The 14,240-nt window shown below is 64.2% G+C and carries 12 protein-coding genes; 5 read left to right on the top strand and 7 right to left on the bottom strand.

All coding sequences use genetic code 11. The features are described from left to right. From NO360_RS15680 to NO360_RS15690, 3 genes are all read right to left on the bottom strand, one after another. On the bottom strand, nucleotides 1-927 hold the full coding sequence (locus tag NO360_RS15680) for an ABC transporter permease (protein ID WP_256308790.1): 927 nt from the start codon (nucleotides 925-927) through the stop codon (nucleotides 1-3). 15 nt (nucleotides 928-942) lie between these two features. Beyond that, nucleotides 943-2,658 (bottom strand): ABC transporter substrate-binding protein, encoded by a 1,716-nt coding sequence (locus NO360_RS15685; RefSeq protein ID WP_256308791.1) that lies wholly within the window; start codon nucleotides 2,656-2,658, stop codon nucleotides 943-945. Nucleotides 2,659-2,934: 276 nt separating this feature from the next. Continuing rightward, on the bottom strand, nucleotides 2,935-4,356 hold the full coding sequence (locus tag NO360_RS15690) for an aldehyde dehydrogenase family protein (RefSeq protein WP_256308792.1): 1,422 nt from the start codon (nucleotides 4,354-4,356) through the stop codon (nucleotides 2,935-2,937). 90 nt (nucleotides 4,357-4,446) lie between these two features. On the opposite strand from NO360_RS15690, the gene NO360_RS15695 reads away from it, so the two are divergent. Together NO360_RS15695 and NO360_RS15700 are read left to right on the top strand one after the other, a co-directional pair. Next, nucleotides 4,447-5,334, top strand: a complete 888-nt coding sequence (locus tag NO360_RS15695) for a DMT family transporter (protein ID WP_256308793.1) — start codon at nucleotides 4,447-4,449, stop codon at nucleotides 5,332-5,334. Nucleotides 5,335-5,380: 46 nt separating this feature from the next. Next, the gene (locus tag NO360_RS15700) at nucleotides 5,381-5,770 is read left to right on the top strand and encodes a hypothetical protein (RefSeq protein WP_256308794.1); all 390 of its coding nucleotides are present in this window, start codon (nucleotides 5,381-5,383) and stop codon (nucleotides 5,768-5,770) included. Between the two features lie 4 nt (nucleotides 5,771-5,774). Here NO360_RS15700 and NO360_RS15705 read toward each other — a convergent pair whose 3' ends face one another. The 3 genes from NO360_RS15705 to NO360_RS15715 form a co-directional block, all read right to left on the bottom strand. Continuing rightward, entirely contained in the window at nucleotides 5,775-6,914 is a 1,140-nt protein-coding gene (locus NO360_RS15705) for an amidohydrolase family protein (protein ID WP_256308795.1), read from the bottom strand. Between the two features lie 134 nt (nucleotides 6,915-7,048). Further along, the gene (locus NO360_RS15710; protein ID WP_256308796.1) at nucleotides 7,049-7,408 is read right to left on the bottom strand and encodes a Rieske (2Fe-2S) protein; all 360 of its coding nucleotides are present in this window, start codon (nucleotides 7,406-7,408) and stop codon (nucleotides 7,049-7,051) included. Next, entirely contained in the window at nucleotides 7,405-8,535 is a 1,131-nt protein-coding gene (locus NO360_RS15715; RefSeq protein WP_256308797.1) for an amidohydrolase family protein, read from the bottom strand. Before NO360_RS15715 ends, NO360_RS15710 begins: the two co-directional genes overlap by 4 nt. A gap of 159 nt (nucleotides 8,536-8,694) precedes the next feature. Here NO360_RS15715 and NO360_RS15720 point away from each other — a divergent pair, with 159 nt between their 5' ends. The 3 genes from NO360_RS15720 to NO360_RS15730 all read left to right on the top strand — a co-directional run bounded on the left by NO360_RS15720 (nucleotide 8,695) and on the right by NO360_RS15730 (nucleotide 12,658). Continuing rightward, the gene (locus NO360_RS15720) at nucleotides 8,695-10,377 is read left to right on the top strand and encodes a thiamine pyrophosphate-binding protein (protein ID WP_256308798.1); all 1,683 of its coding nucleotides are present in this window, start codon (nucleotides 8,695-8,697) and stop codon (nucleotides 10,375-10,377) included. Nucleotides 10,378-10,458: 81 nt separating this feature from the next. Next, the gene (locus NO360_RS15725) at nucleotides 10,459-11,448 is read left to right on the top strand and encodes a C-terminal binding protein (RefSeq protein WP_256308799.1); all 990 of its coding nucleotides are present in this window, start codon (nucleotides 10,459-10,461) and stop codon (nucleotides 11,446-11,448) included. 73 nt (nucleotides 11,449-11,521) lie between these two features. Next, complete coding sequence (locus NO360_RS15730; RefSeq protein WP_256308800.1) at nucleotides 11,522-12,658, top strand: acyl-CoA dehydrogenase family protein; 1,137 nt, start codon at nucleotides 11,522-11,524, stop codon at nucleotides 12,656-12,658. Between the two features lie 125 nt (nucleotides 12,659-12,783). Here the strand turns inward: NO360_RS15730 and NO360_RS15735 are convergent, their stop codons facing one another. Further along, nucleotides 12,784-14,163: an aspartate aminotransferase family protein gene (locus tag NO360_RS15735; protein WP_256308801.1), complete on the bottom strand. Its 1,380-nt coding sequence runs from the start codon at nucleotides 14,161-14,163 to the stop codon at nucleotides 12,784-12,786. Nucleotides 14,164-14,240: the final 77 nt, after the last annotated feature.

Here is a 14,240-nt window from a genome sequence, read left to right on the forward strand (position 1 = left end):
TTACTCGTAGCGGATCCGCGGATCGACCAGGCCGTACAGGATGTCGGCCAGGAAGTTACCGAGCATAATCGTCGTGACCAGAATCATCAGGATCGCGCGCACCACCGGGTAGTCTCGCTTGAAAATGCTGTCGACGAGTAGATGGCCGACGCCGGGGCGGTTGAACACGATCTCGATCACCAATCCCGACGCCAGAATGTACCCCAATCGCAGTCCGAATAGGGTGATGATCGGGATGAGCGCGTTTCGAAGCGCGTGTTTGAACACGACGCTTCGCTCCGGGAGTCCGTGAGCGCGCGAGGCGGTGATGAACTTCTCGTTCAGCGTCTCGATCATCGAGGATCGCATCACTCTGGTCTCTATCGCGCTGCCGCGAAGTCCGAGGGCGACCGCCGGGAGCACGAGCAACCCGATCGTCCCATAGCCCACGGCAGAAACCCACTGTAACTGGATCGCGAAGATCAAGATGAGGATGATCGCGAACCAGAAACTGGGGAACGAGATGGCGAGGAGCACGAACCCCATCGAGAGGTAGTCCCAGGTGGTGTGCTGCTTGATCGCGCCGACGATGCCGAACGGGATCGCGACGGCGTACGAGATCAGCAGCGCCAGAGCCGAGAATCTGAGACTGATCGGGACCCGAAGGGCAATCATATCGGTGACTGGTCGTCGCGTTGCGGCCGACAGCCCGAAATCACCCTGCAGCATATTCGCCATCCAGGTCAGATACTGGATGTACAGCGGTTCGTCGAGACGCCACTTCTCTCTCAGAGCCGCGAGTTGTTCGGGGCTCGCTCGGGGGGGTGCCAGCGTGGTGACGGGGTCGCCGGGAGTGACCTGTACCAGGAAGAACACCACTCCCGAGGCGATGAGCAGCTTGGGAATCAGCCCCAGCGTCCGGCGTGCGAGATATGATTGAAAACTCATCGGTAGCCTGGCGACCTACCACTCTTCGCTCTCGACGGGCCACATTACCGCGCCTTTGTAGTGCGGTTGCCAGTGCTGGATGTGGCTTCCCCAGGCGTCCGCCGCCTTGGGATACATCAGGTAGATCATCGGGACGACGTCTTCGAGGAGGTACTTGTGCGCCTCCTTGTACCGTTGTGTGCGTTCTTCGAGCGTGGTCGCGTCCTGCGCCCGATTCGTCAGTTCGGTCGCCCGTGGGAACTGCTGCCACGCGTTGGAGTTGAGGTAGTACGAGTCCTCCGCGTCTTCGCTCGTCGCCCACCAGAGCTGGTCGGCGTTGCCCCAGTCGTAGAAGGTTGACATCCCAGCGGCGAAGTTACCGCTGCCGACGTCTTCCTTGAACGTTGAGGTGTCTGTCGTGCTCACCTCCATTACGACCCCGATGTCCTGCAACTGCTCTTTGATCAGTGTCGCTCGCCGCCGCGACAGTTCCGTGTTCTGCGTCAGTAACGTGAAGCGCGCCTCGCGCCCGTTCTTCGTGCTGACGCCGCCGGGATTCACCGTCCAGCCGTTCTCACGCATCACCGTTCGCGCCCGTTCGAGATCGTAGGTGTAGTTGTACTCATCGGGGATGTTGTGCGCGTCGACGGTTGGAACCAGGTAGTTCGGTGCGGGTTCGCCCACGCCGTTGAACACCACGTCGACGATCTCCTGCCTGTCGATCCCGTACGAGATTCCCTTCCGGAGACTCAGGTCCTCCGCCAGCACGGGTGCCGTGCTCGTCTCCGGATTCAGGTTGAGCATAATGAAGATCTGTTCGGTACTCGCCGGTGGCGTCCCGGTGTTGTACTGGTCGCTCTCCTGGTAGTTCGGGTACTTCGAGTACGGCACGCCGGCGATCATTCCGTCGATGTCGCCGGCCTCGAACGCGGAGGTTCGGGTGGCCGTCTCGGGATAGGACTGATATTCGAGTCGCTTCGGCCGCACCTCGACGTCACCCTCGTACAGTTCTTCCTGCCAGGGCTTCGGCCAATCCCACTCCTCGTAGCGTTCCAGTACCGCGTGACTCGTGTCGTGTTCGACTTCCTTGAACGGCCCGGCGCTGACGACTTTGCCGCTCTGACCGTATTGATCCCCGTACTCCTCGACCGCCTCGCGGCTGTGGATCTGCCCCCACGCGGAGGCGAGGTCCCAGAGGATGTAGGGGTCCGGCGAACTGAACTGTACTCGGGCACGGTACGTGTCCTCGACGACCACGTCGTCGACGTTGCTGACGATATAGGACGTTCCCGACCCGTTCGCGAGGAAGTCCGTGAGGTGCCACTTGACGTGTTCGGCGTTGAACTCCGACCCGTCGTGGAAGACGACGTCTTCCCGCAACTCCATAACCAGTTCGTTGCCGTCGTTCTCGAACGACCAGTCGGTCGCCAGATGCGGTTCGACGGCCCCCTCTCGATTGAACGTCGTGAGCGTGCTGATGACCCGGTAGTTGTGTGCGCCGTCGTCGGCTGCCTTCCGGGTGTCCATTATCGACGGAATCGGCTCCGGAACCCCGATCCGAACCGTCCCCCCGCCCCCCGAATCGTCCATATCGCCCGAATCGCCGCTGCTGTCGGTTTCGGTCTCCCCTTGGCCTTCCGTCTGGAGACCGGTTTGTGCACCGTCTTGGTCGCTACTGCAGCCGGCGAGCCCAACTGCACCCAGCAGTGCGCCTCTTCTGAGGAGCTTGCGTCGCCGCATGACGTATGCCATCTATGAACATAGATACAAAAATTTTTCTACCATAGGAACCGTGAGCGGTTACTCACGCCGCGAACAGATACTTTCGAATAGATCCAGAAATAAAATAACGAGCGAACAGGTCCAAACTGATCGCTGTTCATTTGAGTACTCCGATCGTAATCGAAATCGTAGACGGTTCTCACCTCTGGGGCCGTCGGGGCGTCCCGATATATTCGCGCGTGTCCAATCCACGGTGTGCGACACGATGACGACGCGGACTTGGACGGACCTCGACCATCGAGCTGTTCAGTCGCTGTAGTCGATCGCGACGGACTTCAGGTGCGTCATCGAATCGAGATGCCAGCGGCCCTTGTACTCACCGCCGCTGCCGCTCTGTTTGACGCCGCCGAAGGGGAGCTGGTGCTCCCAGACGTTGTTCGTTGCGTTGACGACGACGCCCCCGGATCGAAGTCCGTCGATCACCTGATGTGCATCACGGATTGATTCGGTGAAAACGGCTGCCTGGAGTCCATACCGCGTGTCGTTTGCGATCTCCACCGCTTCCTCGCGGTCTGCGACGGGAATGATCGGAGTGAGCGGACCGAACGTCTCCTCGGTCGCCGCCCGCATTTCTGGCGTGACGTCGGCGAGCACAGTGGGTTCGATGTACCGGTCACCGACGGAACCACCAGTGGTTACGCGAGCGCCCGCCTCGACGGCCGCCGTGATCTGTCGCTCCGTGGTCGACCTGACGTCGTCGTTGATGGGCGGCCCGACGTCGGTTTCTTCCTCTCGGGGGTCTCCGACCGTGAGTTCCTCGGTGCGCTCTGTGACCGCCGAAACCAACTCGTCGTAGACCGGTTCTGTCGCGATCACGCGCTCGGTCCCCGAACACGACTGCCCGCAATTGTAGTTGCTTCCTAACACGATCGCGTCTGCCGCCCGCGCTACGTCCGCGTCGTCGAGTACCAGTACCGGATCTTTTCCCCCGAGTTCGAGCAGACACTCCGCGCTCCGCTCGGCCGCCGCCGCTGCGATGCCCTGTCCCACGTCGGTGCTGCCGGTAAATGCCAGGAGCCGGACATCCCGATGGCCGCTCAGTGCCGCACCCACAGTCCCACCGGCCCCGGGAACGAAATTGAACGCTCCCTCGGGGAGCGAAGTCTCCGCGAAGGCCTTCGCGATGTGGGTTGCGGTCAGCGCGGCCTCGGACGCTGGCTTCCACGTGACCGGGTTCCCCGCGACGAGGGCCGCCGAGAGGTGGTCCGTCGGAATTTCGAACGGGTAGTTCCACGGCGTGATGATGCCGGCGGGACCGTACGGCTCTCGCCGGGTGAAGTTGTGACGGCCGTCGAACCGCGAACGCGTCACGTCGCCGGAGAGTCGAACGGCGTCGGCCGCGTACGCGCGGCCCGACCGGACGGCGCTGGCGACTTCCTCCCGGGCTTCGCCTCTCGTCTTCCCCACTTCCGACGTCATCGTCTCGGTAATCTCGTCGGCCCGGTCTTCGATGACGTCCATCGCTGCCTCGACGGCGTCGGCGCGTCGGTGCACGTTCATCTCCCGGAGCGCGTCCGACGCGCTGACAGTCGCGGCGACTGCGTCGTCGACGTGTTCCGCTGTCCCTGCGCCGACCGTTCCCAGTTCGCTTCCATCGATCGGGGAGGTCACACGGATTCCGCCGGAATCCGGTTCGATCCACTGACCGTTGATGTACAGCGGCTCCATTGGTCCGTGGTATGGTACACGACCGCATAAATTTTTGTCGCCTCCACGAAACGTTTTTGTCCGCGCCAATACGCCGTTTCAGTGGGAGCGATGTCAGCTACGCTTGCCGTCATAGCGCTGTCGCTTGCCTCGGGGGCCCTGTGGGGAGTCGGGCCCGTCTTCTCGAAACTCGGTATGGAACGGGGCGGCCAGCCGCGGCGAGCGACGCTCATCGTCCTCTTTGTCGGGGCGGCGGTCTTTTGGATCGTTCCGCTCGTTGGGGGGTGGAGTCACGGGTTCGTGACCCGACTGCCCGTGATGGACATCACCGTGTTCGTCTTTTCGGGGGTCGTCGGGACCTCACTGGCCTGGTTGCTGTGGTTCCGAGGAATCAGACGGGTGGGGGCGAGCGTCGGTAACGTCCTCTTCTACACGCAACCGCTCTTCGCGACGCTTCTGGCGGCTCTTTTGCTTGGCGAACGGCTGACGTCCGTCACCGGGGCCGGTGTCGTCCTGATCGTCCTCGGCGTCGGATTGCTGTCACTGTCGGACGGGACGAACGTTCGACTCCGGTTCTCGAAAGCGCTGTTGCTCCCGCTGGCGGCGGCGGTGTTCGCCGCGGTGAGCAACGTGGTGAACCGCTTCGGGTTCGAGACGTCGGCCGCGACGCCGCTGGAGGCTGCGGCGATCAATCTGACCAGCGCACTGCCGCTCGTCGTCGGACACACCCTCGGCTATCAGCCAGAAGTGCTGACAGCGCCCGGCCGCTCCGACGCGTACTTCCTCTGCTCGGGACTCACGAACGTGGGTGCCGTCTTCACGATGTTCACAGCCCTCGCGAACGGACCGGTAGTGGTGGTCGTACCGCTCGTGAGCACCTCACCGCTGTTCACGACTGCGCTGGCATACGTCTTTTTGAGCGACGTCGAGACGATAACCTCGCGAACCCTGATCAGTGCGGTACTGACGGTGGTCGGCGCAGCGATAACGGCTCTTTGAATCGGCTGGGGTAGCGTTATGCTTCTCCGGTCGGGTACGCTTAGCTATGCCAGACGACGATCCCCCCCGGCCGGCAAATCTCCCACCCGGGTTCGACGAGGAGTCTCCGTACACCGAGGCCGAACTGGAAGCGTTTCCCGAGTGGTGGAGACGAAACGTCGAGGAGTTTCGAGACCACGAAATGCGGCCCTACCGTCCGCCGCGTCTGGCCGACGGGACGGTCACGACGGAACTCGTTGACCGCCTCGAGTCGGCGTACGGCGTTGACATTCGTATTCGAGCGGTCGATCCGCACGACGGCGGCGCGTGGGAGATCCTCGTCGACGACGAGGTCGTCCGATCGGTCGAGCGAACTCGGACCGAAGCCGGCAACACGCGGTACGAGATAACCGAGCGCGGGTTCGAGGCCGCCGTGACGGACGCCGTCACCGAGTGACCGGCTACGAAAGCCCGTAGACGCGTTCGACGTTGTCGGCCATTATCGCCCCGAGTTCCTCCGCGGTGACCGACTCGGCCAGTCGATCGACGACCGTCTCCGGGAGGTCGCTGATCCCGTGGGGGAGGTCCGACCCGAACAGGACGTTCTCGGGACCGATCATGTTCACCATCGCCGCGAACTGCGGGTCGCCTTGGGGCGGCTGGTTCATCGGTTGCGTCGTCCAGTAGAACGACTCGGAGAGATACGCGCTCGGCAGTTGCGTGAGCGCGGGAATCTCGTACCCGAGCTCGAGGTAATGGTCGTCCAGCCGGTGGGTGAAGGACGGGACGAAGCCGATGCCCGCCCCCTGGACGACGAAGTCGACGTCGTACTTTTCCGGGATGCCTTCGAACAGTATCGACGTGAGGTTGCGCATCTGGACGAATCCGTGCTGATAGACGAAGTCCTCGGGGAACGACTGGGCCCACCAGTACTGCTGTCCGAAGCTCTTGTTCCCGACCGTCGACTTCATCGCGATCGGGAGGTCGTGCGAGTCGGCGGCGTCGTATATCGGTTCGTACTGGCGGTGGCCCGGCGGCGGCAGGAGGCCGCTCGCGGGCAGTTGGACCCCCACGATGTCGTCCTCGTCAGCGAGTCGGTCGATCTCCTCGGCCGCGCGAGTCGGGTGTTGCGGGGCGACGACGGCGTTCCCAACCAGGCTCGGACAGTCGTCGAGTTGGGCGAGCAGCCAGTCGTTGTACGCGCTCGCCAGCGCGACAGCGAAGCGGTCGTTGTTGACTTCCGCGAGGCCGAGGTTCAACGTGGGATTGACCACGCCGGCGTCGATTCCCGCGGCACGTGCCCGGTCGGCGAGTTCGGTCGCACCGATAGCGTCGTCGACGTCGTCGTCGGCGACGCTCTCGCCGCCGCCGTTGGTCCGTTTGTACTCGTAGAGCGGATAACTGGACGGACCGGCATAGATCATATCGTGCCGGAGTTCCGTGAGCGAGATGACCCGGTGGGCACCCGAGGATTCGTCCATATGCTCCAACAGCGCCTCGGGCGTTTCCTGCACCTGCGCGTCGGCGTCGACGATCCGGTCGAGGTCCTCGGCACTCCCGAGTCTGTCCTCCTCGGGGACCTGCAGTGCGCTGTCCAGCATAGTCACGCGTTGCGATGCGGGGCACATAATACTATCGTGGCTCCGGATGTTTCGCTCGGCCCGATTGGCGGCGTCCGGGCTGAGGCCGCACACGAAGCACCCTCTCGGGCGACGACCGGCGGAAGCGATAGCCGTCACCGAACGGCGTAGACGGTGCCGTCTTCGACCTCGACGTCGTAGGTCGGGACGGCGTATCGCTCGTCTTTGGGGCTCCGTCCGGTCTCGATGTCGAACATCCACCCGTGCCACGGGCAGACGACGTAGCGCTCCTCGTCGTCGTACGCCCAGTCCCATCCGTCGTCGTCCGTGGTGATGCTGCCGCTGAGCGCGCCTTCACACAGCGGGCCAGCCTGATGAATGCAGTAGTTCGCGAGCGCGTGATACTCCCCTTCGTGCCGGAACACGGCTATTTCCTGCCCCTCGACTTCGGTAATCACGCGCGATCCGTCACCGCTGAACTCGTCCACGTCGGCGACCGCGTACCGTTCAGTCATTCGATATCGTACACGTCCATCGCGTTTTCGCCCATCATTGCGGTCACCTCGTCGGCGCTGAAGTACGCGCGCACCCGGTCGAAGAGTTCCTCCGGTGTGTCGAAGTCGGGATGAGGTGCGTCCGCGGCGAACAGCAGGTTCTCCGGTCCGACGAGTTCGACGAGCCACGCCAGGTGTCGAGGCGTCTCGGCGGTGTGACCGAGCGGCTGCGTACACCAGTAGAACGTCTCGGCGACGTAGTCACTCGGCGGCGCCGAAAGCGCGGGCACCTCGTCGGGGAACTCGTGATACGCGGTGTCCAGACGGCCGAGCAAGTACGGCACGTAGCCGATCCCGGCCTCCTGGAACACGAACGTCAGCTCCGGGAACCGCTCCGGGACGCCGTTGAGGAGGAGCGACGTGGCGTTCACCGTATGGGCGAAGGGGTGCTGCGTGACGTGATCCTCGGCGTACGTTTCCGCCCAGAACGACTGTTCCGGGAACGGCTTCATTCCGGCACCGCTCGTATGCATACTGATCGGGAGGCCGTTCGCCTCGGCCGCTTCGTAGATGGGATCGTACGAGGCGTGCCCGGCGGGCGGAACGAGCGCCGTCCCGAGCAACTGGACTCCGGCAATGTCGGCTTCGTCAGCCAGACGGTCGATCTCCTCGGCGGAGCGGGTCGGGTCCTGCGGCGCGACGACGAGATTCCCGACCATGTTGTCGTACCGATCCAACTCCGAAACCAGCCAGTCGTTGTACCCCTGCATAATCGCGACGGCGTAGTCGCGTTCGCGGACGAAGTTCAAGTTCAGGATGAGGGTCGGGTTCACCACTCCCGCGTCGACGCCGATCCGTTCCGTCACTGCCGCCGTCTGTTCGAGGCCCGCTTCGTCGTAGAGACCGGTACTCTCGTCCTCCCGGTCTTTCATATCCTCGTACAGGTACGTCGGCGTCGGGGAGTGATAGAGGTTCATCTCGGTCCCCGGCGCGGGCGAGGACTCGAAGAACGACTCGAAGCGTTCGTGGGACCCGTCGAGGTGCGCACGGATGTCGTCCCACGACGCTTGGGCGTGAGCGTCGGCGTCGATGACCGTCTCGACCTCGTCGAGCGACGTAAGCGATCGCTGTTTGATATCCTGTGTCATTATCAACGATTTGTAGAATCCGAATAAAAAATGTTGTGACCGGCCGAATTCACCCAGGCGACGCGCTCGCTGATTCCACGAACCGAGTTACCGTGCCCCGCTGGATCAGACAATTTTTGCCAGTGGAGTACGAGGCGCTGACTGCTGTTGACAATACCCATGCAATCTGAGAACGTAACCGGTTCCGAGCTGTTCGTCGAAGCGTTGGAGTCGTACGGGGTTACGCATCTCTTCGGTAACCCCGGGACGACGGAACTACCGATTATGCGCGCGATCGCCGACTCCGACCTGACGTACGTGCTCGGCCTGCACGAGGACATCGCGGTCGGGATGGCGGGCGGCTACGCGAGCGCACGGCGGTACCAGGCCAACCACGATGCGTCGATTACGCCGCTCGGCGTCGTGAATCTCCACGTCGCGCCGGGGTTGGCGCACGGACTCGGGAATGTCCAGAACGCCTCGTGGTCCGGGGCGCCACTCCTCGTCACGGCAGGAAACCACAGCACCGACTTCCAGCACGAGGAGCCGATCCTCTCGGGCGAACTCGCCGGAATGGTCGACGAGTACTGCAAACTGAGCGCCGAGATCACCGACGTCTCGAACGTGTCGACGATGGTGAGACGCGCGGTCAAAACAGCGCTGACGCCGCCGATGGGCCCGGTTTTTCTCGGACTTCCGATGGACGTGATGCGCGCCGAGACGTCGGATTCCCCGGACCGGCTCGGCGCGGTGCCATCTCCGGGACGCGGGGAACGGTCGCAGATCGAAGCCGCGGCGGCCGCCCTGGAGACCGGCGACGATCCGGTACTCGTGCTGGGTGATCGGGTGGCACGAACGGGACCGGACGCAATCGAGGCGGCGGTCAGGTTATCCGAGTCGACCGGCTGTGCCGTGTATAGCGAGATGAACACCTGTGAAATCAACTTCCCCCCAGACCACGAGCAGTGGGTCTCGTATCTCACCCCGGATCCGGAGATGGGGCGCGCGGCGTTCGAAGCCGACACGCTCGTGTTCGTTGGCTGTACGACGAACACGCCGTACATTCCGTACGACGAGCCCTACGTGCCGTCGGACGCGACCATCGTAGACATCGACGTCGATGACGCCGACATCGCGAAAAACGACCCCGCGGACGTCGCCATCGTCGGCGACTTGGCGTCGGTGATGGGGGAGTTGGCCGACTCGGTAGACGTATCCGAGCAGCGTCGACGAGCGCGCAAGCGGGACCTGCCCGATCGCCGCTCGGAAGCGGCGGCGTTTCTCAGTGTCGGGAGCGAATCCGCAACCGACGGATCGATCTCGAAAGACACGCTGGCCGCGGCGATCGCCGACGTCGCCCCCGACAGCTACGTGCTCAACGAGAGCAACACCAGTAAATTCGCGCTGCTCTCTCGGTTCCGCCCGGGTCCCGAGCAGTTCGTCTCGAACAAGAACGGCGGACTGGGGTACAGTCTCCCCGCGACCGTGGGGGCTGCGGTCGCACACAGGGAGGGAGGCGACGACCGCCCGGTCGTCGGCTTCATCGGCGACGGTTCCTACCTCTACTACCCGCAGTCACTCTACAGCGCGGCTCGATACGACCTCGACCTGACCGTCGTGGTGCCGAACAACCGGAACTACCGGATTCTGAAAGACGGGATGCTCGACATCTACGGTGGGTCCGACGAGGAGCACGACTACGTCGGGATGGACTTCGATCCGGCGGTCGACCTCGCGGCGAACGCCGAGAGCCACGGCGCGAGCGGCTACAGGGTCGCGGAGGAGTCAGAACTATCCGACACGCTGGCCGAGGCCATCGAATCCGGCACGCCCGCCGTCGTCGACGTCCCCGTGCGCGACTGAGGCGGGCGCGCGTCGTTCGGCCTCCACCGAAAGCGGCGACCGACCAAAGAAGTATGTGGCCGTCGAGTGAGTGTACACGTGATGTCTTCCGAGACGCCAGTGCGAATCGTACACATCGACCCGGACGGCTTCGAAGACGTGGCAATCGAACGATCGACGTTGGAGGCGGAACTGGGCTCGATCGCGTTCGAGACGGTCGACGTCGGCGGCGCGGACGTCGCCGAGGCGGTCGACGCCGCCGACATCTTGCTCACGCACTACGCGTCGGTTCCGGCCTCGGCGATGGACGCCACGGGATGTTCCGTCGTGACCTGCTACGCCACCGGGGTCGACAACGTTGACGTCGAAGCGGCCACGGAGCGAGGAATCGCCGTGACAAACGTGCCGAAATACTGCGACGAGGAAGTGGGCGAACACATCGTGACGCTCGCGCTCGCGTTGCTCCGCGGGCTCCCGCAGTACCAGACACACACGGCCGAGGGCGGATGGGACTGGCGAGCGGCCGACTCGGTACGGACGGCCGAGACCCAAACGTTCGGGTTCTTCGCCTTCGGACGGAAGGCCCGCGTCGCAGCGGCGCGGGCGAAGGCGTTCGGATTCGATGTCGTCGCACACGACCCGTACCTCTCCGCCGAAGAGATACGGGAGGCCGGCGCGGATCCCGTCTCGTTCGACGACCTCGTCGACGAGTCCGACGTTCTCTCGCTCAACGCACCGCTGACACCGGAGACCGAACAGCGGTTCGACGCGTCGGTCTTCGATCGGATGCGGCCGGGGTCGATCTTGATCAACACCGCCAGGGGGAAACTCGTAGACGAAGACGCGCTCCTCGACGCCCTCGACAACGGGCCGCTTCGCGGTGCCGGACTCGACGTTCTCGCCAGCGAACCGCCCGAGCAGACCAACCCACTGCTTCGGCATCCCGAGACGATCGTGACACCGCACGCGGCGTGGTACTCGCCGGGGGCCGTCGAGCGGGTCCGACGACGGGGATCGAAGATCGCTGCCGCCGCCTACAGGGGTGAAGCAGTCGACGGCGTGGTGAATCCCGACGCGCTCCACGTCGAGTGATCTCTCGTGCGCGATCACTGGCTGGGTCGGCGGCCCATGCCTATATTTATCGTGCGGCCGAACGGGCGGTCGTATGAGGCTGTCAGATGCGGAGTCAGAGCTTCGGGAGCGAGCAGCGTCTTTCGCCGCCGAGCGAATCGAACCTCTAGCGGTCGAACACGAGCGGACCGGGACGCATCCGACAGATATCGTCCGGGCGGCCGCTCGAGAAGGGCTCACTTCGGCGGCGCTCCCCGCGGAATACGGGGGCGGCGGTCTGGGAATCACCGGAAGCCTGCTGGTGCGCGAAGCGCTGTACGCGGCTGACCCGGGAATCGCCGAGGCGATTACCGGGTCGATGTTCGGCTGCGAGATCATCGCCGAGGAGGGAACCGACGCGCAGGCCGAGCGATGGGTACGGCCGGTGACGGACGGCGAACTGATCACGGGCGCGGCGATGACCGAACCGCGCGGCGGGTCCGACTTCGCGAACACCGAGACGCGAGCCACCCGGGACGGCGACGAGTACGTCCTCGACGGCGAGAAGATCTTCATCGGGAACGGTCACATCGCCGACGCCGTTCTCGTGTTCGCCCGCACGAGCGACACCGACCCGCCGCACAGGGGGCTTTCGTCGTTCGTCGTCGAGGCCGGGACCGACGGCTTCCGTCGCGAGGAACTCGAGGGGTTCGTCGGACCGGGCGCGATGGCGCTCGGTGAACTCACGCTCGATGGCGCTCGAGTCCCCGTCGAGGCGCGCATCGGCGACGAGGGAGACGGGTTCTACCAGGCGATGCGGACGATGAACGGGAGTCGGCTCGAAATCGCGGCGAGTTCGATCGGTGCCGCCCGCGGGGCGCTCGATCGGACGATCGAGTACATCTCCGAGCGCGAGACGTTCGGGAAACCGGTCAAGGAGCGCCAGGCCGTCCGTCACCGCATCGCGAACTACGAGGCCCGACTCGAAGCGCTCCGAACGTTCACCTACGCGACGGCACGTGATCTCGAAGAGAACGTCGACCTCGCAGAGGAGCCGGCGATGGCGAAGCTGTTGGCTGCGCAGTTGGCTGAAGAAGTGGCGAGCGACGCGATCCAACTGCATGGCGGGTACGGCCTCCTCGACGAGTACCGCGTCGAGGAGTACCTCCGGTGGGCGAAGATCGCTCAGATCTACGACGGGACGAACGAAGTGATGCGGAGTATCATCGCCGAATCCGTCCTCGACGAGTAGTCAGTTCAGTGCCGGCGGCGACCCAGCGCGGCGCTACACCGGACCATCGCCGGTCGGATCACCTCTAGAGGTAGTAGCTCGCACAGGCGCCAGTGATCTCACAGCCCGCGATTCCGATTCCCCCCTCAGCGACCCGTCTCGTCGGTCACTGTACCGACCACGTCCTGGAGGATGTCCATTCCCACGTGCGCCTGTTCGTCGGTCAGGACGAGCGGCGGGAGCAGTCTGAGGATGTGTCCCTCGATCCCGGCCGTCCACACGATGAGGCCACGCCGCAAACAGCGTGTTTGGATAGACTCGACGAGATCCGGAAGCGGGGCTCCATCGGCGTCACGGAACTCGGCACCGACGAGCAGCCCGCGACCTCGCACGTCGACGAGTCGCGGACACTGTTGCTTCAGTTCCCGGAGCCGGTCCTGCAGATAGGCGCCGAGTTCGGTCGCGCGGTCGAGTAAGTCGTGCGCTGCTATGTACTCGATCGCCCGGGAACCCGCTTTCATCGCCGGAACGTGCCCACGGAAGGTCCCGGCGTGAGCACTCGGTCCCCACGTGTCCAGCTCTTCGCGGTACACCGTCGCCGAGAGCGGCAACCCGGCGCCGCCGACGGCTTTGCCGACTGTCACCGCATCGGGGGTGATATCGGCGTGATCGCTGGCGAACCACTCGCCAGTTCGGCCCATCCCGGTCTGGATTTCATCGACGATCAACAGCACGTCGTGTCGGGCGGTTATCTCGGCCAGTTCCTGCAGAAAACCGTCCGGGGGAACGACGACGCCACCGGAGCCCTGGATAGGCTCCACCCAGAGGCCAGCGGGCGGCGTTTCGAAGTCCTCCGAACGCCCGCTGACGACGGCTCGGACCTCCTCGAGTGAGGCTTCGAGCGCGGCTTCCGACGTCTCGTACTCGTTCGGGCGCGGATACGGAACGTGAGCGACGTCCGGGAGCAGGGGGGTGTAATCGCTCTTGTACGAAGACCACCCGGAGAGACTGAGCGCTCCCATCGTCCCCCCGTGATAGCCGCGATCGAACCCGACGATCCCGTTTCGTCCCGTGTTGTACTTCGCCAACTTGATCGACGCCTCGATGGCGTTGGTACCCGTGGGGCCACCGAACGCCACTCGGCTGTTCCCGGGGAGCGTTCCCGGGGCAATCGAGTCGAGCGCGTCGATGAACTCGAGGCGGGCCTCGGTCGGGAAGTCGATGGTGTGTGCGACCGCACCGAGTTGTTCCTGGGCGGCCTCGAGCACGTACGGATTGGAGTGTCCGACGTTCGCGACGCCGATACCTGCAGCGAAGTCGAGATAGACGTTCCCGTCGACGTCTTCGATCGTCGCTCCACGTGCGGAGTCGATCGCGATGGGTAGCGACAGCGGGTACGCCACCGTGCTCGCTTCTTTCGCGGCCTGTTCGTCGAGTAGGTCGCTGGACCGCGGACCGGGGATCGGTTCCGTCACGGTCGGCCGCTGCGAGAAGTGAAGCTCCTCGGGCGGCGGTCCGGTTGACATACCCACACACAGCGACGCGAACAAGTAAATTATTGCGGCGATCGGGAGTCTCCTCGACCGGAGCCCCCACCGCGTCC

It is taken from the genome of Halobellus litoreus, assembly GCF_024464595.1.
GTDB classification, from domain to species: domain Archaea; phylum Halobacteriota; class Halobacteria; order Halobacteriales; family Haloferacaceae; genus Haloquadratum; species Haloquadratum litoreum.

What these genes read in the sequence shown, in the direction of transcription:
- NO360_RS15680 (WP_256308790.1), bottom strand. Translation starts at nt 927, where the DNA reads ATGAGTTTTCAATCATATCTCGCACGCCGGACGCTGGGGCTGATTCCC.
- NO360_RS15685 (WP_256308791.1), bottom strand. Translation starts at nt 2,658, where the DNA reads ATGGCATACGTCATGCGGCGACGCAAGCTCCTCAGAAGAGGCGCACTG.
- NO360_RS15690 (WP_256308792.1), bottom strand. Translation starts at nt 4,356, where the DNA reads ATGGAGCCGCTGTACATCAACGGTCAGTGGATCGAACCGGATTCCGGC.
- NO360_RS15695 (WP_256308793.1), top strand. Translation starts at nt 4,447, where the DNA reads ATGTCAGCTACGCTTGCCGTCATAGCGCTGTCGCTTGCCTCGGGGGCC.
- NO360_RS15700 (WP_256308794.1), top strand. Translation starts at nt 5,381, where the DNA reads ATGCCAGACGACGATCCCCCCCGGCCGGCAAATCTCCCACCCGGGTTC.
- NO360_RS15705 (WP_256308795.1), bottom strand. Translation starts at nt 6,914, where the DNA reads ATGCTGGACAGCGCACTGCAGGTCCCCGAGGAGGACAGACTCGGGAGT.
- NO360_RS15710 (WP_256308796.1), bottom strand. Translation starts at nt 7,408, where the DNA reads ATGACTGAACGGTACGCGGTCGCCGACGTGGACGAGTTCAGCGGTGAC.
- NO360_RS15715 (WP_256308797.1), bottom strand. Translation starts at nt 8,535, where the DNA reads ATGACACAGGATATCAAACAGCGATCGCTTACGTCGCTCGACGAGGTC.
- NO360_RS15720 (WP_256308798.1), top strand. Translation starts at nt 8,695, where the DNA reads ATGCAATCTGAGAACGTAACCGGTTCCGAGCTGTTCGTCGAAGCGTTG.
- NO360_RS15725 (WP_256308799.1), top strand. Translation starts at nt 10,459, where the DNA reads ATGTCTTCCGAGACGCCAGTGCGAATCGTACACATCGACCCGGACGGC.
- NO360_RS15730 (WP_256308800.1), top strand. Translation starts at nt 11,522, where the DNA reads ATGAGGCTGTCAGATGCGGAGTCAGAGCTTCGGGAGCGAGCAGCGTCT.
- NO360_RS15735 (WP_256308801.1), bottom strand. Translation starts at nt 14,163, where the DNA reads ATGTCAACCGGACCGCCGCCCGAGGAGCTTCACTTCTCGCAGCGGCCG.